At 73.0% G+C, this 19,687-nt stretch carries 16 protein-coding genes and 1 riboswitch; of the genes, 12 read left to right on the top strand and 4 right to left on the bottom strand.

All coding sequences use genetic code 11. From position 1 onward, the window contains the following. Positions 1-165: 165 nt before the first annotated feature. Entirely contained in the window at positions 166-594 is a 429-nt protein-coding gene (locus tag AB0L95_RS09625; RefSeq protein ID WP_365159490.1) for a VOC family protein, read from the top strand. Positions 595-601: 7 nt separating this feature from the next. On the opposite strand, the gene AB0L95_RS09620 is transcribed toward AB0L95_RS09625, so the two are convergent. From AB0L95_RS09620 to AB0L95_RS09610, 3 genes are all read right to left on the bottom strand, one after another. Then, complete coding sequence (locus tag AB0L95_RS09620; RefSeq protein ID WP_365159487.1) at positions 602-2,065, bottom strand: hypothetical protein; 1,464 nt, start codon at positions 2,063-2,065, stop codon at positions 602-604. A 227-nt stretch (positions 2,066-2,292) separates the two neighbouring features. After that, complete coding sequence (locus AB0L95_RS09615) at positions 2,293-3,420, bottom strand: alpha/beta fold hydrolase (RefSeq protein ID WP_365159484.1); 1,128 nt, start codon at positions 3,418-3,420, stop codon at positions 2,293-2,295. A 103-nt stretch (positions 3,421-3,523) separates the two neighbouring features. Then, positions 3,524-4,237 carry a class II aldolase/adducin family protein gene (locus AB0L95_RS09610; protein WP_365159481.1) on the bottom strand — a complete coding sequence of 238 codons (714 nt, stop codon included), beginning with the start codon at positions 4,235-4,237 and terminating at the stop codon, positions 3,524-3,526. 453 nt (positions 4,238-4,690) lie between these two features. Between AB0L95_RS09610 and AB0L95_RS09605 the strand changes: the two genes are divergently transcribed. The 4 genes from AB0L95_RS09605 (at position 4,691) to AB0L95_RS09590 (ending at position 7,814) form a co-directional block, all read left to right on the top strand. Then, on the top strand, positions 4,691-5,965 hold the full coding sequence (locus AB0L95_RS09605; RefSeq protein WP_365159478.1) for an inorganic phosphate transporter: 1,275 nt from the start codon (positions 4,691-4,693) through the stop codon (positions 5,963-5,965). Positions 5,966-5,980: 15 nt separating this feature from the next. Then, positions 5,981-6,193: a hypothetical protein gene (locus AB0L95_RS09600; protein ID WP_365159475.1), complete on the top strand. Its 213-nt coding sequence runs from the start codon at positions 5,981-5,983 to the stop codon at positions 6,191-6,193. 250 nt (positions 6,194-6,443) lie between these two features. Beyond that, a complete protein-coding gene (locus tag AB0L95_RS09595) occupies positions 6,444-7,301 on the top strand; it encodes a helix-turn-helix transcriptional regulator (protein WP_365159472.1) in 858 nt (285 codons plus the stop codon). Between the two features lie 45 nt (positions 7,302-7,346). After that, on the top strand, positions 7,347-7,814 hold the full coding sequence (locus AB0L95_RS09590) for a hypothetical protein (RefSeq protein WP_365159470.1): 468 nt from the start codon (positions 7,347-7,349) through the stop codon (positions 7,812-7,814). Between the two features lie 268 nt (positions 7,815-8,082). Here AB0L95_RS09590 and AB0L95_RS09585 read toward each other — a convergent pair whose 3' ends face one another. Then, positions 8,083-8,544 carry a DUF397 domain-containing protein gene (locus AB0L95_RS09585; protein WP_365159467.1) on the bottom strand — a complete coding sequence of 154 codons (462 nt, stop codon included), beginning with the start codon at positions 8,542-8,544 and terminating at the stop codon, positions 8,083-8,085. A 103-nt stretch (positions 8,545-8,647) separates the two neighbouring features. After that, positions 8,648-8,723: riboswitch (cobalamin riboswitch) on the top strand. A gap of 120 nt (positions 8,724-8,843) precedes the next feature. On the opposite strand from AB0L95_RS09585, the gene AB0L95_RS09580 reads away from it, so the two are divergent. From AB0L95_RS09580 to cobI, 7 genes are read left to right on the top strand one after another with little or no spacing between them, the layout of a single operon-like run. Beyond that, positions 8,844-9,812: a cobalamin biosynthesis protein gene (locus tag AB0L95_RS09580; protein WP_365159464.1), complete on the top strand. Its 969-nt coding sequence runs from the start codon at positions 8,844-8,846 to the stop codon at positions 9,810-9,812. Then, positions 9,809-11,317 (top strand): cobyric acid synthase, encoded by a 1,509-nt coding sequence (locus tag AB0L95_RS09575; RefSeq protein ID WP_365159461.1) that lies wholly within the window; start codon positions 9,809-9,811, stop codon positions 11,315-11,317. Before AB0L95_RS09580 ends, AB0L95_RS09575 begins: the two co-directional genes overlap by 4 nt. Continuing rightward, positions 11,314-14,967 (top strand): cobaltochelatase subunit CobN, encoded by a 3,654-nt coding sequence (gene cobN, locus AB0L95_RS09570; RefSeq protein WP_365159458.1) that lies wholly within the window; start codon positions 11,314-11,316, stop codon positions 14,965-14,967. Before AB0L95_RS09575 ends, cobN begins: the two co-directional genes overlap by 4 nt. Further along, positions 14,964-16,970: a putative cobaltochelatase gene (locus tag AB0L95_RS09565; protein WP_365159455.1), complete on the top strand. Its 2,007-nt coding sequence runs from the start codon at positions 14,964-14,966 to the stop codon at positions 16,968-16,970. The genes cobN and AB0L95_RS09565 overlap by 4 nt, the downstream gene beginning before the upstream one ends. Then, the gene (gene cobO / locus AB0L95_RS09560) at positions 16,970-17,578 is read left to right on the top strand and encodes a cob(I)yrinic acid a,c-diamide adenosyltransferase (protein ID WP_365159452.1); all 609 of its coding nucleotides are present in this window, start codon (positions 16,970-16,972) and stop codon (positions 17,576-17,578) included. The genes AB0L95_RS09565 and cobO overlap by 1 nt, the downstream gene beginning before the upstream one ends. After that, on the top strand, positions 17,578-18,933 hold the full coding sequence (locus AB0L95_RS09555; RefSeq protein WP_365159449.1) for a cobyrinate a,c-diamide synthase: 1,356 nt from the start codon (positions 17,578-17,580) through the stop codon (positions 18,931-18,933). Before cobO ends, AB0L95_RS09555 begins: the two co-directional genes overlap by 1 nt. After that, entirely contained in the window at positions 18,930-19,679 is a 750-nt protein-coding gene (gene cobI / locus AB0L95_RS09550) for a precorrin-2 C(20)-methyltransferase (RefSeq protein WP_365159446.1), read from the top strand. Before AB0L95_RS09555 ends, cobI begins: the two co-directional genes overlap by 4 nt. Positions 19,680-19,687: the final 8 nt, after the last annotated feature.

The raw sequence follows: 19,687 nt of genomic DNA, 5'->3' as shown, positions 1-19,687 counted from the left end.
GTCCTTCGGCACTGTGATGCTCCTTGCTGTCCGGTCGCCGCCCGGGCCGGGGCGTCGGCCCGGCCCGGGCGGTCCCCCGGCGCGCGGCGGGGCGTTGTCGGCGGCCGGTGCCAGACTGGATGACGGGCCGGGTCTCCGGCCGGGACTGCGGGAGGGGTGAGCGGGATGGCGGGCATGGACGGCAGGCGTCCGAGCATCTACCCGACGCTGCTGTACGCGGACGCGAAGGCGGCGATCAGACAGCTCACGGAGGCGTTCGGCTTCACGGAGCTGTCGGTCTACGAGACCGACGAACACGACGGACAGGCCGGCGCGGTGCTGCACGCCGAGCTGGTGCAGGGCAACGGCGCGGTGATGCTCGGCTCGAAGGGCCGCGGCGGCCCCTTCGACCAGGCCATGAAGGGGGCGGGCCCGAGCGCGGTGTACGTCGTCGTGGACGACGTCGACGCCCACCACCAGCGGGCCGCGGAGCACGGCGCGGAGATCCTGGTGCCCCCGACGGACCAGGATTACGGCTCACGGGAGTACATGGCCCGCGACGCCGAGGGCAACATCTGGAGCTTCGGCACCTACGCCCCCGAGACGGCCGTCTGAGCGGCGGTCAGCTGCCTCCGGTGTGCACCTGGAACGCGGCGCGGCGCACGGCCTTGGCGAGCGCCGGGTCCGGGTGCGCGGCAGCGAGCGCCACCAGGACCTGCACGGTGCGGGGGTGCCCGACCGCGCGGACCTCGTCGAGGAGCGCGGGCACGGTGGCCTGCACCGCGGACTCCAGGTGGCGCACCAGGAGCGGGGCCTCGCCGTGGTCGGCGACGGCCGCGGCGGTGTCGACCCACAGCCAGGTGGCCTCCTCCCGGGTGAGCACCTCATGGGCGTCCTCCGGGTCGGTGCCCTCCTGCTCGGCGAGCCAGATCAGGGCGTAGGGGCGCAGCGTGGTCTCCTCGGCCGCGGTGCGCACATCGGGTTCGGCCGGTGCCCCGACCACACGCAGCGCCTCGAAGGCCAGGCCGCGCAGCAGGGCGTCCTCGCCTCGGGCGGCGTCCAGGAGTTCGGTGACGGCGCTGCCGACGGGCCGGGCGGCGAGCCAGGCACGGTACTCGGCGCGGGCCGCGTTCGGGCGGAGTCCGGCGCAGCCGCGCAGCATGTCCTCCGCGTTCTGCTCGATGTTCCCGGCGGGGCTCTGCGCGGCGACGCAGATCTGCTCCAGCTTGACCCAGACCGCCCAGCTGCCGAGCGGGGTCAGGGTGGCCTGCCCGTCGGCGCAGGTCAGGGCGCCGACGGAGGCGAGCGCGTCCAGGGCCCAGTCGAGCAGAGGGGCGAGCGGGGTGTCCTCGGCCGGCTCCTGGGCGAGGCTCTGGACCGCTGCCGTCCCGGCAACCGCGGGAGTGGCGCGGAGCTGCTCCTCGTAGGGGTGCGCGGCGACGGGCGGGACGTAGTCGATCTCGCACCGTTCGGTGCGCAGCTCGGTGACTCGCTGGTCGAGGAGGTCGAGGAGCTGCTCGACGGGGACGGGCCCCGCGGACAGCTGCAGGAAGGAGAGCACCTGGGGCATGGCCGAGACGACCTCGGCGACAGCCGCGTGCTCGCGGTCCGCGGGCTCGGGGTAGGCGAGCGACCAGGCGTCGAAGAGGGCGACCCAGCCGCGCAGGACCGCCGAGTCGTCGCGGTTCCAGGCGCGCAGCCGCCAGCCGGGGCGGGCGATGTCGCCATGCACCTCGACGAGACCGGCCAGGCGCGCGGTGTCCCAGTCGGCACGCACCTGAGCGACGGTCAGACCGAGATCGGCGGCGGCCCGTTCGGCGGTCGTGTCGGAGAGGGTGCCCTTGCCGTCGGAGGTCGCGCCGTCACGGCCCGGCCCGAGCGAGCTGTCGGCCCAGCGGGCGACACGGGCCGCGCCGGCCAGGCGGGCACGGGCCATTCCGGCCAGCTCCGCGGGCGGGGGTGTGCCCTCGGGGGGCCGAGGGGCGGGGCGGCGCGAGCGGCCCTGGGCCACCGCTCGGGGGGCGGCGGCCAGAGGCCGCGGGCGGACGAGTCGGAGCCTGGAGTCGCGCGGGGTACGGGACGTCACAGGTGCAGTCTTCCGGTTGACGGTCCGAAAACCCAAACGGAATGTCACGGGCGGCGACAGGGCTGGCCAACGCACTGGGTCCGAAAACCGAGTGTGACCCGGGAGCGGCGCCTCAGGAGGGGCTAAGCGGAAGGGCGGCGACCGGGGCGGGGTGAGGTCTCGGGCGGGGCCGGGGTGCCGTCGCGGGCGGTGCGGCGGCGCGGTGGGTGCGGGGTCACACAGCGGGGTCACATCAGCGGGGTCAGGAAGCGCCGCAGGGCCTCTTCGTAGTTCTTGGGGTTCGCGTTCCACATCGCGGCGTGCGGGGCGTCCCGCACGGTGTGCAGGGTGACGAGGTCGGCGCGGCGTTCCGCGAGACGGCGTGAGGGCGCCCAGGGCGCGACGGCGTCGTCGGGGCCGTGGAAGATCAGGGTCGGCACCGAGAGCTGGTGCGGGTCCGCGGGCCCGTGGACGTGGTCGCCGTACAGTCCGGTGCGGCCCTGGGCGGCACGGACGGCCAGCGGCAGCAGTGCGCCCGGGGTGCGACGGGCCGCGGCGAGGGCACGCAGCGTGGCCTCCCAGTTGAGCACCGGCGAGTCCAGGACCAGCCCGGAGATCCGCCCGCGCAGCTCGGAGTACGCGGCGGCACGCAGGGCCATGGTGGCGCCGGTGGACCAGCCGTGCAGCACGACGCGCTCGGCGCCCTGGCGCACGGCATGGCGAATGGCGGCCTCCACATCGCGCCACTCGGTCTCGCCCAGGTGGTTCAGGCCGTCCAGGGGGCGCGGTGCCCCGGGGTCGCCGCGGTAGGCGAGGTCGAGCACCGGGAACTGGTGCCGGCTGAGGAACTCCATGATGTTCATCGGGTGTTCCCGGGTGGCGCCGAGCCCGTGCACGGTGATCACCCAGGTGTCGCGGGCGCCGCGCACGAACCAGGCGGGCAGTGCCCCGAGTTCGCCGGGCACCTCGATGTCGGCGTGGTCGAGGCCGAGGGCGGCGCCCGGGTCGCCGACGTACAGGTTCGGGGTGAGCCATGCCCGGTCGCCGGGTTCCAGCGTGCCCTTGATCACACGTTCGAGACGGCGTACGACGGTGTCGGCGGAGCGGGGGGCGGCGTTCAGCACCGGGCCGACGATGGCGTGGGAGTCGTCGCCGGACAGGCCGTAGACGCCGGGGCGCTGGGAGGACAGGGCGCGGGTGAGCGTGATCTGCCCGGCCGCCGTGGAGTGCACGGTGAGCCGCGGTTCGGTGGGCAGCGGGCGGCCCGGTGGCGCCTTGAGTGCGGCGTTGCTGGCGAAGCGACCGGCGACGACGCCGGCCGCGCCCGCGGCGATGGCTACGGTGGCGGCTGCGGCCGCCGCTTTCACGGTGCGCACTTGTCCAGTCTCCCGTCGGAGGTCGCCCCCGGCCAGCCGGAGGACCGCGCGGGCGCCGTGCGGGGCGCGCGGCGGTGCGGCCCTCCCGACGCGGCCTTCGGGTCTACTGCTGCCCGTACCCCCGCAAGCGCTCCTCAGCCTCCGCCAGCTGCGCCCGGGTGAGGAGGGCCGGGGTGAGGCCGGGCACCGACGACGCCGTCAGCCACACCCGGCACATCCACTCCAGCTGTGCCGTGCGGTCGTACGCCTGGGCGAGCGAGGACCCGTAGGCGATCGTGCCGTGGTTCTGCAGAAGGCACGCGGTGCGGTCCGCGAGGGCGCCGAGCATGTTCTCGGCCAACTCCTCGGTGCCGTAGGTCGCGTAGGGAGCCACCCGGACCGCGCCGCCGAGCGTTCCCGCCATGTAGTGGATCAGCGGCAGCTCCGGTACCAGTGTGGAGACGGCCGTCGCGTGCACGGCGTGGGTGTGGACGACGGCCCGCGCCCCGGTGGCGTGGTAGACGGCCAGGTGCATCGGCAGCTCGCTCGTCGGCCGCAGGGAGCCGAGCACCTGCCGGCCGTCGAGGCCGACCCCCACGACATCGCCGGGCGCCAGTCGCTCGTACGGCACTCCGGTCGGTGTGACCAGCACGGTGTCGCCGACGCGCACGGAGACGTTGCCGGACGTGCCGACGACCAGTCCGTCGGCCACGGTCCGGCGGGCCGTGGCGACCAGCTCGTCCCACGCGCGCGCCACCGCCTCCCCCGTCTCCGCTCCCCCGTGTCCGTCCTCCCGCGCATCCCGTGCGTCCCGTGCGTCGCGTCGCTGTTCCGCCATGCCGCGATCCTCCCAGGCGGGCGTCCGGCCCACCCCCGCCCGGGCGGACCGCAGGCCGTCGGCCGTACGTCCGTGGGGGAGCGCATCGACGTGCGTACGCCGCACTCCGGGATGACCGGCAGGCGACCGGCTTGCGAAGATCGCCCAATATCCTCTGGTTGAATTGTCGAACATGTCGGTATTTCTACGGTGTCCACCTGACGGGTGACCAAAGTCTCTTCAACGGCCCCCGGATCCAGCGGAGAACACCCACCGAGGGCCGGCCGGAAGCCCACCAAGGCTTCCGGAGGCCGATATTCCGGCTTTGTTCGACAACGTGACCGGCGCCACTTCACCCAAACGGAGGAATGGGACCCGGCTTGATACACCCTCAGGTACCTCCCAGTTCATCTTCCGTTCACCCAGGTTGCTTACGGTCAACCAGCCACTGACCTCCCACAGAAGCCTGGGTAAATGGAACACATCACGCTCCTCCTCGGAATCGTGATCGTCACCGCTCTCGTGTTCGATTTCACGAACGGTTTCCACGACACTGCCAACGCGATGGCGACGACCATCTCGACCGGCGCCCTGAGGCCCAAGACGGCGGTGGCGATGTCCGCCACGCTGAACCTCGTCGGCGCCTTCCTCTCCGTCGAGGTCGCCAAGACGATCTCCGGCGGCATCGTCAACGAACAGGGCATACGCGTCGAAGTCATCTTCGCGGCCCTGGTGGGTGCCATCCTCTGGAACCTGCTGACCTGGCTTCTCGGTCTGCCCTCCAGCTCCTCCCACGCCCTCTTCGGAGGTCTGATCGGCGCGGCCGTCTCCTCGGCGGGCTGGTCGGCGGTCAACGGCTCGACCATCATCACCAAGGTCCTGATCCCCGCGGTCGCCGCACCGATCGTGGCGGGACTCGCCGCGCTGCTGGCGACGCGCCTCTCCTACGCCATCGGCAACCGCGCCGACGAGAAGGCGACCGCCAAGGGCTACCGCGCCGGCTCGATCGCCTCGGCCGCCCTGGTCTCCCTGGCGCACGGCACCAATGACGCCCAGAAGACGATGGGCATCATCACCCTCGCGCTCGTCACCGGCGGTGTCATCGCCCCCGGTTCGAACCCTCCCACCTGGGTCATCGTCTCCGCAGGTCTCGCCATCGCGCTCGGCACCTACCTGGGCGGCTGGCGCATCATCCGCACCCTGGGCAAGGGCCTGACCGACCTGGCCCCGCAGCAGGGCTTCGCCGCCCAGACCAGCGCGGCGACCGCCATCCTCGCCTCCTCGCACATCGGCTTCTCGCTCTCCACCACCCAGGTCTGCTCCGGTGCCGTCCTCGGCGCGGGCGTCGGCCGCAAGGGCGGTGTGGTGCGCTGGTCCACCGCGACCCGGATGCTGGTCGCCTGGGTCATGACGCTCCCGGCCGCCGGCCTGGTCGGCGCGGGCGCCGAACTGCTCACCAAGCAGGGCACCTGGGGCACGGTCGCCACCGGTGTGCTGCTGGTCGCCGGCGCCGGTGTCATCTGGACCCTGGCCCGCCGAACGCCGGTCACGGTCGACAACGTCAACGACGTCGAGACGGAGCCCGCGGGCGTCGTCACGACGGCCATCGCCGCGGTGATCCCGCCGCCGGCGGGCCAGCTCACGGCGGACGCCGCGACGGCCCCGGCGACCGGCCCGAAGATCACCATCCCCGCCCAGGCCACCGGCCCTTCCACGGAGGCGGAGCCGACCCGCCCCGCGACGGTTTAAGGAAGCACACCCCTCATGAAGATCGACTGGGCAGCACTCGGCTCCGTCTTCGGCGTCAGCCTCGCGGTCACGGTGGCGCTGGTGAGCCTGTTCACCCTGGGCGTCGTGGGCCTCGCGAAGAAGGAGTCGCCCCGGGGCGGCGGCGCCCTCACGGTCACCGGCGCGTACGCCTGCTTCGCGGCGTGCGCGGCGGCGGTGGCGTACGGGATCTATCTGATCGTCTCCTGACCGGCGCACAACGGCGCCCGCCCGCGCCCTCGCATCAAGCCCCGCAGCGATCCTCGCTGCGGGGCTTGGTCTTTGGTGGGGGATATGCCGGTTTGCTACGTTCTACCCCGCATCGCGACCACGTCGAAAAGACAGGTGTCAGAACGCAGATGTCTGGCCGCCCACGCCCAACTCACCTAGTCTGGAGGGCGAGTTGCTGCTCGACGTCGGCCGCCCGACCACACGAAGACGACGTGTAGCAGGGAGCGACATGGCCAGGGACATCGATCCGAGCCTGAACCGACGCAGGCTCCGTATCGGACTGCGCAAGGCACGCGAGGGAGCCGGTCTCACCCAGCGAGAGGCCGCCGACGCGCTGGAGTGGTCCCTGTCCAAGCTGATCCGGCTGGAGGCCGGGACGGTCAGCCTGAGCGTCACCGACCTGCGCGCGCTGCTCCAGCTGTACGCCGTGACCGACCCCCCTCTGGTGGCCGAACTCGAAGGGGCCGCCCGCGGGTCGAAGGGACCGTCCTGGTGGGCGCCGTACAACGACATGGTGCGTCCGCAGTTCGCCCAGTACCTGGGCTACGAGAGCGCCGCGACCTCGATCCGCTTCTACCACCCCTCCGTCGTCTGCTCGCTGCTGCAGATCGAGGACTACACACTGGCCCAGCTCGCGCCCCGGGAGAACGGGGAGCTGGCCCGTCGCTCGGCGGAGCTGCGCACCACACGGCAGGAGCGGATCTTCGACGGGGACGGCGGCCCGGACGTGCACATCGTCCTGGACGAGGCGGTCGTCCGGCGGGTCATCGGCGGCCCGGGCGTGATGCGCCGGCAGCTGGATCACCTCAAGACGATGTCCCGGCACCCCCGGGTCAGCCTGCGTCTGCTGCCCTTCACGGCCGGCGCGCACTACAGCATGGGCGCCTCCTTCACCCTGCTCGGCTTCACGGACGGCGACGACCTGCTCTACCTCGAAGGCGCCACCGGCAGCGTGGCCAACCGTGACGACCTCGGCCTCACGGCCCGCTACCAGGAGTGCTTCGAGGACATCAGCACCAAGGCGTACGACGGCGACCGGATGATCGAGCTGATCGACGCGGTCAGGGAGAGTCTCGGCAACGGCTGAATCCCGGGAGGGACGGCCCGGGCGGACAACGGGGAGGAAAGGCCCATGGCGGTCCTCGGGTTCCTTGAGTGGTGGAGGCAGTTGCGCGCGTTCCGCTTCCCGGCCCCGGGCGGCCCGCCCGGCTCCCGCGCGGGCTCCGCCGCCCCGGCCGAGGCGGGCCCTCTCGCCGGGGAGGGAGGCTCCCCCGGCGAGGACGGGACAGGCCCGCGGGCGACCCGTCTGCTGCTCGGCACGACGTGCGGCAGCGTGCTGCTGCTCAGCATCGCCGTGTCGGCCCGGGTGGCGCCCAGGCTCGGCCCGGACCCCCTGACGCCCCTGACCGAGACGGTGCTGGGAGCGCTCGGAGCGGCCGTCGTCACCGCCCTCGCCGCACGCGTCGGCAGGGCGCTGCGCGGCCGCTCGGGAGCGGCGCGCGAACCGGGGGTCAGCGGGTCCCCGAGCCCCGTGGACGAACCGTCGCCGCAGCCCGGCCGAGAACGCCGAGAGCGCCGAGAACACGGCGACGTTCCATGACCGGGGTGATGCCCCACCACAGACCGGCGCCGGCCGCCGCGACGATGGTCACCACCAGCCAGACGAGGGCTCGTGCCGTCGACCCCGGCACGAGCAGTGCGGCCAGTGCGCCGACTCCCACCGCGAACACCCCTGTGGTCAGGGAGAAGAGCGTCAGCGGGACCGCCGCCGCCAGTGCGGATCGTGGAGTGCGGGATCCTCCCGCGCGCGCCGGAACTTCCCTGGCCCCGTCCCCCATGCCGGCTCCTCCCGTCCTTCGGACGGACTTTCAGAACGTGTCCACTGCCTGAACTGCCTGGTCATCGAGTCCAGCCAGCAAACCACACCACGCGACACGGCGAAAGGCGAGCACCGGGCCGGTGCGCCGTTTCGAGTCACGCACCAGTACGTGCGCCCCCTCGACGGCCACTTCGACACAGTCGGTGTTGTCACCTTCCGAATGACTGCTCTTTCGCCACACCCGCCCCGACGCCACCCTGCCGACCACACCGACCTCCGTCTCATCAGTCAGCGCACCGACCCGGCGTCCGCACCGCGACGCTCCCGAGCGCCGTGTCCCACCACTGCCGGGGCAGCAAAGGCCGGCCACACCAGGGTCGTCTCCCCGCAACGAATCACCCAATGCCGCTCGTCGGCGCTCTCCGCGTTCGTCCTGCCGCTGCCTTGAGTCTTCCCAGGTTCCGCGCCCGGAAAGAGAACAGAAGGCGCCGATTCGCGCGGCTGACGACATGTCAGCGATGTGGGGCTCGGCACACCGCTGCGTCGCAGGTCAAGAGCAAGTTGACGGGTGTTCGGGGGGCGTGGTGGACTGCCGGGGCCAATACGGCGGCAGGAGAGGAAGCCGGTGCGATTCCGGCGCGGTCCCGCCACTGTCACCGGGGCACCACATGCCCCGGGAGCCAGGAACTCTCGCCGCCGGTCTCGTCGAGCCAGGGCGTGGACACCCTGAGTGAGGACATATCGCCATGCGCGGCTGCCGATTGAGGTCCCGTACCCGGATCCTGCCCTTCCCCACGCTCGGCTGAGCCGATGGGTGCCGATCGCGTCTTCGCGTACGGTGCCGCCACCGGCCTCCTGGGCGACCTGCTGCTCGGCGATCCGCGCCGGGGGCATCCGGTCGCCGCGTTCGGGCGGGCCGCCGGTGCCGTGGAGCGGGTGCTGTGGCGGGACCATCGCGGGTGGGGTGCGCTGCACACCGCCGTGTGCGTGGGGGGTGCGGTGTCGGCCGCGGCGCTCGCCGCCGCGGCCGTGCGTCGCTCCCGTACCGCGTCCGTCGCGCTGACCGCCGCCGCCACCTGGGCCGTCGTCGGGGGGACTTCGCTGGCGCGTGAGGCCCAAACGATCGGGCACGCCCTCACGTCCGGGGATGTCGAGGGTGCCCGTGCGCGGCTGCCGCATCTGTGCGGGCGGGATCCGCAGGCGCTGGACGCCGACGGGATCGCCCGGGCCGTGGTCGAGTCCGTCGCCGAGAACACCTCGGACGCCGTGGTGGGCGCGCTGGTGTGGGGAGCCGTGGGCGGGGTGCCCGGGCTCGTCGGTTTCCGGGCCGTCAACACCCTTGACGCCATGGTCGGCCACAAGTCGCCGCGCCACCGTCGCTACGGCTGGGCCTCGGCGCGTCTCGACGACCTCGCGGGCTGGCCCGGGGCCCGGCTGACCGCACTCCTCGCGGCGACGACGGGCCCGGACCGGCGGGGAGCCCTGCGGGCGTGGCGGGCGGACGCCGGGCGGCATCCGAGCCCCAACGCCGGTCCCGTGGAGGCCTCGTTCGCGGGGGCGCTCGGGGTGCGGCTGGGCGGCACGTTGTCGTACGGGGGGCGCATCGAGCACCGGCCGCTGCTCAATGCGCCTGGGCGCGCCGTGCGCACCGACGACATCGAACGCGCGGTGCGGCTCTCCCGCCGTGTGACCGCGCTCGCCCTGGGTGCCACCGTCGCCGGCCGCCTCCTCGCCCGGCGGTTCACCCGAGGACTCCTCGCGAAGGGACGTACGTCATGAGCGGTGGTCTCCTCGTCGCCGGCACCACCTCCGACGCGGGCAAGAGCGTCGTCACCGCCGGGATCTGCCGCTGGCTGGTGCGGCAGGGAGTCAAGGTCGCGCCCTTCAAGGCACAGAACATGTCCCTCAATTCGTTCGTCACACGCGAGGGCGCCGAGATCGGGCGCGCCCAGGCGATGCAGGCGCAGGCCTGCCGTATCGAGCCGACCGCGCTGATGAACCCGGTGCTGCTCAAGCCGGGCGGTGAGCAGAGCAGCCAGGTCGTGCTGCTCGGCAAGCCGGTCGGCGAGCTGAGCGCGCGCGGTTACCACGGGGGCCGGCAGCAGCGGCTCCTCGGCACGGTCCTCGACTGTCTGGCCGAGTTGCGGGGCACGTATGACGCGGTGATCTGTGAAGGGGCCGGCAGTCCCGCCGAGATCAATCTGCGGCGGACGGACATCGTGAACATGGGCATCGCCCGCAACGCGCGGCTGCCCGTTCTGGTCGTCGGCGACATCGACCGCGGCGGGGTGTTCGCCTCCTTCTTCGGGACCGTCGCCCTGCTCTCCCGCGAGGACCAGGAGCTGATCGCGGGGTTCCTCGTGAACAAGTTCCGCGGGGACGTCTCCCTGCTGGAGCCGGGGCTCGACATGCTGCACGGGCTCACCGGGCGGCGGACGTACGGAGTGCTGCCGTTCCGGCACGGCCTCGGGATCGACGAGGAGGACGGGCTGAGGGTGTCCCTGCGGGGCGCTGTGCGCGAGTCGGCGGTGGCCGCGCCCGTCGGCGAGGACGTGCTGAGGGTCGCCGTGTGCGCGATCCCGCTCATGTCCAACTTCACCGATGTCGACGCGCTCGCGGCCGAACCGGGCGTCGTCGTGCGGTTCGTGGACCGGCCCGAGGAACTGGCCGACGCCGATCTCGTCGTCGTCCCGGGGACCCGGGGCACCGTCAGGGCCCTGGAGTGGCTGCGCGAGCGCGGTCTCGCGCAGGCCCTTGCCCGCAGGGCCGCCGAGGGGCGCCCGATCCTCGGCATCTGCGGCGGCTTCCAGATCCTCGGCGAGCACATCGAGGACGAGGTGGAGAGCCGCAGGGGTCAGGTGGACGGGCTCGGAGTGCTGCCGGTACGGGTGCGGTTCGCCCGCGAGAAGACCCTGACCCGTCCGGTCGGCGAGGCGCTCGGCGAGCATGTCGAGGGCTACGAGATCCACCACGGTGTCGCCGAGGTGACGGGCGGCGAGCCCTTCCTGGACGGCTGCCGGGTCGACCAGAGCTGGGGCACGCACTGGCACGGCTCCCTGGAGTCGGACGGTTTCCGGCGGGCGTTCCTGCGCGAGGTGGCGGCCGCCGCGGGCCGCCGGTTCGTGCCGGCCGCCGACACGTCGTTCGCCGCGCTGCGCGAGGAACAGCTCGACCGGCTCGGCGACCTGATCGAACAGCACGCGGACACGGACGCGCTGTGGCGGCTCATCGAGTCGGGCGCGCCGCAAGGACTGCCTTACATTCCACCGGGAGCGCCCGCATGAGCACAGTGTTGTTGTTGTCGACCGCCGACACCGATCTGCTGGCGGCCCGTGCCTCCGGCGCGCCCTACCGGATCGGCAACCCCGCCCGCTTGGATGCCGCGGAGGAGCTGCCGGGGCTGATCGAGGGCGCGGACATCGCCGTGGTACGGCTGCTGGGCGGAAAGCGCGCCTGGGAGGACGGGCTCGCCACGCTCAGGGCCTCGGGCATCCCGACCGTCCTGCTCGGCGGAGAGAGTGTGCCGGACGCCGAGTTGATGGCCGAGTCGTCTGTGCCGGCGGGCGTGGTGGCGGAGGCGCTGCGGTATCTGGTCGAGGGCGGTCCCGCCAACCTCACCGAACTGGCCCGCTTCCTGTCCGACACCGTACTGCTGACCGGCGAGGGCTTCACCGAGCCGCAGAAGATGCCCGAGTACGGCGCCCACGGGCAGCGTGCGTGTGCCGAGGGCCGTCCCACCGTGGGCGTGCTCTTCTACCGCGCGCATGAACTCAGCGGGAACACCGCCTTCGTGGACACGCTGTGCGACGCGATCGAGGAGCGGGGCGCCAACGCCCTTGCGGTGTACTGCGGTTCGCTGCGCGACGCCGATCCGGGGCTGTACGAGCTGCTCGCGAAGTCCGACGTGCTCGTGGCCACCGTTCTCGCCGCGGGCGGCACGCACGCCTCGCAGGCGTCGGCGGGCGGCGACGAGGAGGCCTGGGACATCGGGGCGCTCGCCGACCTGGACGTTCCCGTGCTCCAGGGCCTGTGCCTGACCTCCTCGCGCGCCGCGTGGGAGGAGTCCGACGCCGCGCTCTCCCCCATGGACGCGGCGATGCAGGTGGCGATCCCGGAGTTCGACGGTCGCCTCGTCACGGTCCCCTTCTCCTTCAAGGAGCACGGTCCGGACGATGTGCCGGTGTATGTCGCCGACCCGGAGCGGGCCGCGCGCGTCGCCGGAATCGCCGTGCGGCACGCCCGGCTGAAGCACAAGCCGAACGCCGAGAAGAAGCTCGCGCTCGTCTTCACCGCCTACCCGACCAAGCACTCGCGGGTCGGCAACGCGGTCGGCCTGGACACGCCCGCGTCGGCCGTACGGGTGCTGGACGCGCTCCGCGACGCCGGGTACGGCCTCACCGAGTACCCGGCGGGCGGCGACGAGCTGATCCACCGGCTCATCGGGGCCGGCGGCCACGACGTGGAGTGGCTGACGGAGGAGCAGCTGGCCGCTGCGCCCGCGCGGGTGCCGCTGGCCGACTACCGGGCGTGGTTCGACGCCCTCGAACCCGAGCTGCGGGACGCGATGCTCCAGGCCTGGGGCGAGCCGCCGGGCTCGCTGTACGTCGACGGCGACGACATCGTCCTCGCCTCTTTGCAGTTCGGGAACGTCGTCGTGATGATCCAGCCGCCGCGCGGCTTCGGCGAGAACCCGATCGCGATCTACCACGACCCCGACATGCCGCCGTCGCACCACTACATGGCGGCGTACCGGTGGCTGGAGAACTCGTTCGGCGCCGACGCGATCGTCCACATGGGCAAGCACGGCACCATGGAGTGGCTGCCGGGCAAGGGCCTCGGGCTGTCGCGCGGGTGCGCGCCGGACGCCGTCCTCGGCGAACTGCCCCTGATCTACCCGTTCATCGTCAACGACCCCGGCGAGGGCACCCAGGCCAAGCGGCGCGGGCACGCCACGGTCGTCGACCACCTCGTGCCGCCGATGGCGCGCGCCGACACCTATGGCGACCTGGCCAAGCTGGAGCAGCTCCTCGACGAGTACGCCCTCGTCTCCGACCTGGACCCGGCCAAGGCGCCCGCCGTACGGGCCCAGATCTGGACCCTGGTCAAGGCCGCGGAGCTGCACCACGACCTGCATGTCGACGAGCAGCCGGAGGACGGCGACTTCGACGAGTTCGTCATGCACATCGACGGCTATCTGTGCGAGATCAAGGATGTGCAGATCCGCGACGGTCTGCACATCCTGGGCGGCGGCCCGGTCGGCGAGCCCCGGGTGAACCTCGTGCTCGCCGTGCTGCGCGCCTCGCAGGTGTGGGGCGGGCAGGCGAACGCCCTGCCGGGGCTGCGGGCCTCGCTCGCCGAGCGCTTCGGGCTGGCGGAGAAGGAGCTGCTCGCCGAGCCGGGCGCGCCGGTGAAGGTGCCGGTGGAGCTGACGGATCTGGTGGACGGTCCCGCCCGGAGTGCCGCCGACGCCGTCGACCTGCTGGAGCAGCTGTGCCGACGGATCGCGGAGGGTATGGAGGAGCGTGCCTGGGACGCGGCCGCCGTGCCCGCGCTGGTGCGTGAGGTCCTGGGGACCGAACTGCCGAACGCCGTGGCCGTCCTGGAGTTCGCCTGCACCGAGGTCGTGCCCCGGCTCGCCCGTACCACCGACGAGATCGGGCACATCCTCAAGGCGCTCGACGGCGGTTATGTCCCGGCCGGTCCCTCCGGCTCCCCGACCCGCGGTCTCGTCAATGTGCTGCCGACCGGCCGCAACTTCTACTCCGTCGACCCCAAGGCCATTCCGTCGAGGCTGAGCTGGGAGGTCGGGCAGTCGCTGGCCGACTCGCTGGTCGCGCGGTACCTCCAGGACACCGGCGAGTACCCCCGGTCCGTCGGCCTCACCGTCTGGGGCACGTCGGCCATGCGCACCCAGGGCGACGACATCGCCGAGATCCTCGCGCTGCTCGGCTGCCGGCCGGTCTGGGACGACGCCTCGCGCCGGGTGACCGGTTTCGAGGTGATCCCCCTGGCCGAGCTGGGCCGTCCCCGGATCGATGTCACGGTGCGCATCTCCGGCTTCTTCCGGGACGCCTTCCCGCATGTGGTCGGCCTCATCGACGACGCCGTACGCGCTGTCGCCGAGCTGGACGAGCCCGCCGAGCAGAACTTCGTCCGCGCCCACGCCGACGAGGACACCGCCGAGCACGGTGACCGGCGGCGCGCGACGGCCCGTGTCTTCGGTTCCAAGCCGGGCGCGTACGGCGCCGGTCTGCTGCCGCTGATCGACGCCCGCAACTGGCGCTCCGACGCCGACCTCGCCGAGGTGTACGCGGTGTGGGGCGGCTATGCGTACGGGCGCGGGCTCGACGGGCGGGCGGCGCGCGGGGACATGGAGACCGCGTTCCGGCGGATCGCCGTGGCGGCGAAGAACGTGGACACCCGTGAGCACGACCTCGTCGACGCGGACGACTACTTCCAGTACCACGGCGGAATGGTCGCGATGGTGAGGCATCTGACCGGTGCGTCCCCCGAGGCGTACGTCGGCGACTCGGCCGTGCCCGACCAGGTGAAGACCCGCACCCTGGGCGAGGAGACCCATCGTGTCTTCCGCGCCCGCGTGGTCAACCCGCGCTGGATGGCGGCCATGCGGCGCCACGGCTACAAGGGCGCCTTCGAGATGGCGGCGACCGTCGACTACCTGTTCGGCTACGACGCCACGGCCGGAGTGGTCGACGACTGGATGTACGAGAAGCTCAGCGCGGAGTACGTCTTCGACGCCGAGAACCGCGACTTCATGAAGAAGTCCAACCCGTGGGCGCTGCGCGGTATCACCGAGCGCCTGCTGGAGGCCGCCGACCGCGGCCTGTGGGCCGAGCCGGACGCGGACACGCTGGAGCGGCTGCGCGCCACCTATCTGGAGCTGGAAGGCGACTTGGAGGGCGACGAGAAGTGAGTACCCCCTTTCCGTTCACGGCCGTCGTCGGCCAGGACGATCTGCGGCTCGCGCTGCTGCTGAACGCCGTGTCACCGGCGGTCGGCGGAGTCCTGGTGCGCGGCGAGAAGGGCACCGCCAAATCCACGGCGGTCAGGGCGCTGTCGGCGCTGCTGCCGCAGGTCGACGTCGTCGTCGGGTGCCGGTTCTCCTGTGACCCGGCTGCACCCGACCCGGCCTGTCCCGACGGGCCGCATGAGCCGGGGCCGGGCGCCCGCCGGCCCTCCCGGATGGTCGAACTCCCCGTCGGCGCCTCCGAGGACCGGCTCGTCGGAGCCCTCGACATCGAACGTGCGCTGGCCGAGGGCGTGAAGAGCTTCGAGCCAGGGCTGCTGGCGCAGGCGCACCGCGGCATCCTCTACGTCGACGAGGTCAACCTCCTCCACGACCACCTGGTAGACCTGCTGCTGGACGCGGCCGCGATGGGCGCGTCGTACGTCGAACGCGAGGGCGTGTCCGTACGGCACGCCGCCCGTTTCCTGCTCGTCGGCACCATGAACCCGGAGGAGGGCGAGCTGCGGCCGCAGCTGCTCGACCGATTCGGGCTGACGGTCGAGGTGTCCGCCTCGCGGGAGCCCGACCAGCGCGTGGAGGTCGTACGACGGCGGCTTGCCTACGACGACGACCCCCAGGGTTTCGCGGCGCGCTGGGCCGAGGAGGAGGCCGCCGTACGGGCGCGGATCGTGGCGGCCCGGGAGCTGCTGCCGTCCGTGCGGCTCGGGGACGGCGCGCTGCGGCAGATCGCGGCGACCTGCGCCGCGTTCGAGGTGGACGGTATGCGGGCCGACATCGTGATGGCGCGTACGGCGACCGCGCTGGCCGCGTGGGCCGGGCGGACCGATGTGCTCGCCGAGGACGTACGGCAGGCCGCGCTGCTGGCGCTGCCGCACCGGCGGCGGCGCAACCCCTTCGATGCGCCGGGGCTCGACGAGGACAGGCTCGACGAGACGCTGGAGCAGTTCGGGGGCGGCGACGAGGACGACGACCCCGGTCCGGACGGGCCCGGTGGCGGGGGCGGGCAGCCCGCGCCGGACGACGGTCCCCAGAGCGGCGGTGACACGGCCGCGCGGCCCGAGGCCGGGGAGAGCGGGCAGCCGCAGTCCTCGGGTGCCGGGGAGCAGCAGGCCGTGCGGGCCTCGGAGCCCTTCCGCACCAAGGTGCTGACCGTGCCGGGGCTCGGCGACGGCGCCGCGGGGCGGCGCTCGCGGGCGCGCACCGAGCGCGGGCGGACCACCGGGGCCCGGCGGCCCCAGGGTGCGCTGACCAAGCTGCATCTGGCGGCCACCGTGCGGGCCGCGGCGCCGCACCAGCGGGCGCGGGGACGCTCGGGACCCGGGCTCGTGGTGCGCCGGGACGATCTGCGGCAGGCGACGCGGGAGGGGCGCGAGGGCAATCTCGTGCTGTTCGTGGTCGACGCCTCCGGGTCGATGGCGGCCCGGCAGCGGATGGGCGCCGTCAAGGGCGCCGTGCTCTCGCTGCTGCTCGACGCCTACCAGCGGCGGGACAAGGTGGGTCTGGTGACCTTCCGGGGCACCGCTGCGGAGGTGGCGCTGCCGCCGACGTCGTCGGTGGACGCGGCGGCGGCCCGGCTCGAGTCGCTGCCGACGGGCGGCCGGACGCCGCTGGCCGCCGGGCTGCTCAAGGCCCATGACGTGCTGCGGGTCGAGCGGCTGCGGGATCCCGCGCGGCGCGCCCTGGTCGTGGTGGTGACCGACGGGCGGGCCACCGGGGGCGCCGAGCCGGTGGCGCTCGCGGGGCGAGCGGCCTCCTTGCTGGCCGCCGGGGGTGTCGCGTCCGTGGTCGTGGACTGCGAGTCGGGGCCGGTGCGGCTGGGGCTCGCCGGGCGGCTCGCCGAGGAGCTGGGCGGTACGGCGGTGACGCTGGACGAGCTGCGTGCGGACAGCATCGCCGGGCTCGTACGGAACGTGCAGGGGACGCAGGGGACCGCCAGGAGGGCCGCGTAATGCCGCAGGGACAGCCGAGTGCCGTACCCGACGATGGACTGACGACCCGTCAGCGTCGTAACCGTCCGCTCGTCGTCGTGCACACGGGCATCGGCAAGGGGAAGTCGACCGCCGCCTTCGGGCTCGCGCTGCGCGCCTGGAACCAGGGCTGGCCGATCGGGGTGTTCCAGTTCGTCAAGTCGGCCAAGTGGAAGGTCGGCGAGGAGAACGCGCTGCGGGTGCTGGGGGCGTCCGGGCAGGGCGGGACCGTCGACTGGCACAAGATGGGCGAGGGCTGGTCGTGGGTGCAGCGGGACATTCAGGGTGACAACTCGACCAACGAGGAGAAGGCCCGGGAGGGCTGGGAGCAGGTCAAGCGTGACCTGGCCGCCGAGACGTACCGGCTGTACGTGCTGGACGAGTTCGCGTACCCGATGCACTGGGGCTGGGTCGACACCGACGAGGTCGTGGACGTGCTGCGGGCCCGCCCCGGCACCCAGCATGTGGTGATCACCGGGCGGAACGCGCCCGAGAAGCTCGTGGAGTTCGCCGACCTGGTGACCGACATGTCCAAGGTGAAGCACCCGATGGACGTGGGGCAGAAGGGCCAGAAGGGCATCGAGTGGTGATGTCCTCCCCGTCCTCCGTCCCCCGGCTGGTCATCGCCGCGCCCTCCTCGGGCAGCGGCAAGACCACCGTGGCCACGGGCCTGATGGCGGCCTTCGCCGAGCGGGGGCTCGCCGTGTCCCCGCACAAGGTGGGGCCCGACTACATCGACCCCGGCTATCACGCGCTCGCGACCGGACGCGCGGGACGGAACCTCGACGCGTATCTGTGCGGGCCGGAGCTGATCGCTCCGCTGTTTCTGCACGGCGCGCGCGGCTGCGACCTGGCCGTGGTCGAGGGCGTGATGGGGCTGTACGACGGGGCCGCCGGCGAAGGGGAGCTGGCGTCCACGGCGCAGGTGGCGAAGGCGCTGAGGGCGCCGGTGGTCCTGGTCGTCGACGCGTCCTCGCAGTCGCGGTCGGTGGCGGCGCTGGTGCACGGGTTCGCGTCCTGGGATCCGCAGGTGCGAATCGGGGGCGTGATCCTGAACAAGGTCGCCTCCGACCGGCACGAGGAACTGCTGCGGGACGCCCTGGACGCGTCCGGGGTGCCCGTGCTGGGGGTGCTGCGCAGGGTGGCCCAGGTGGACACGCCGTCGCGGCATCTGGGGCTGATACCGGTGGCCGAGCGGCGGGCGGAAGCGGTCGAGGCGGTCGCCGCCATGGCCGCGCAGGTGCGCCGGGGCTGCGACCTGGACGCGCTGTGGGCACTGGCGCACAACGCGAGTGCGCTGCCGGACGCGCCCTGGGAACCGCCGGTGCACGACACCGGCGCGCGGGAGGTGGTCGCCGTGGCCGGCGGTCCCGCCTTCACGTTCTCCTACGCCGAGCACACCGAACTGCTCAGCGCCGCCGGAGCCGAGGTCGTCGTGTTCGACCCCCTGCGGGACGAGCGGCTGCCGGAGGGTACGGCGGGGCTGGTGATCGGCGGCGGCTTCCCGGAGGTGTACGCCGCCGAGCTGTCCGCGAACGAGCCGCTGCGCAAGGCGGTCGCCGAACTGGCGCTCGGCGGCGGCCCGGTCGCCGCCGAGTGCGCCGGACTGCTGTACCTGTGCCGGGAGTTGGACGGACAGCCCATGTGCGGGGTGCTCGACGCGAGCGCCCGGATGAGCGAACGGCTGACCCTCGGCTACCGGGACGCGGTGGCCGTGAGCGACAGTGTCCTCGCCGCGGCCGGGACACGGATGCGGGGCCATGAGTTCCACCGGACCGTGGTGGAGCCCGCGGCGGGGGCGGCTCCCGCCTGGGGGATACGCGCCCCCGGACGGCGCGTCGAAGGTTTCGTAGAACAAGGTGTGCATGCCAGTTATCTGCACACGCACTGGGCCGCCGCGCCCGGTGCGGCCCGTCGGTTCGTGGAGAGGTGCCGGACGTCATGAGCAGCAGGCTGATCGGAGTCGGGGTGGGCCCCGGCGACCCCGAGCTGGTGACCGTCAAGGGCGTCAACGCGCTGCGTGAGGCCGACGTGGTCGTCGTGCCCGTGATGGGTGACGCCGCGGGAGGAGACGGCGGGGAGCGCGGGCGCGCCGAGGCGACCGTGCTGCACTACGTGCCCGAGGAGAAGGTCGTCCGGGTCGTGTTCGCGCTCAACGAGCGCAGCGACCGGGCGCGGCGCGAGGCGGCCTGGGACGCGGCGGGGGAGCGCGTGGCCGGGCTTCTCGGGCGGCATTCCACGGTCGCCTTCGCCACCATCGGCGACCCCAACGTGTACTCCACGTTCACTTATCTCGCGCACACCGTCCAGGAGTCGGTGCCGGGCGTCCGTATCGAGACCGTGCCCGGCATCACCGCCATGCAGGACCTGGCCGCGCGGTCGGGGGCCGTGCTGACCGAGGGCACCGAACCGCTCACGCTCGTGCCCGTCACGGCGGGTTCCGCGGTGCTCAAGGACGCCCTCAGCGGTCCGGGGACGGTCGTCGCCTACAAGTTCGGGCGGCAGGCGCACGAGGTGGCCGAGGCGCTGCGGGAGACCGGGCGCATCGACGACGCCGTGTGGGGGGCGTCGCTCGGGCTGCCGGAGGAGACCGTCCGGCCGGCCGCCGACCTCGACGAGGGTCCGCTCCCCTATCTGTCCACCCTGATCTCGCCGGCCCGCCGCGACGGCACCCGCGGCGGCAAGCTGTGACCGGCGAG

It is taken from the genome of Streptomyces sp. NPDC052036, assembly GCF_040680495.1.
In the GTDB taxonomy this organism is placed as follows: Bacteria; Actinomycetota; Actinomycetes; order Streptomycetales; family Streptomycetaceae; genus Streptomyces.
The sequence above is the reverse complement of the archived record's forward strand: the minus strand, read 5'-3'. Positions and strand labels throughout refer to the sequence as shown.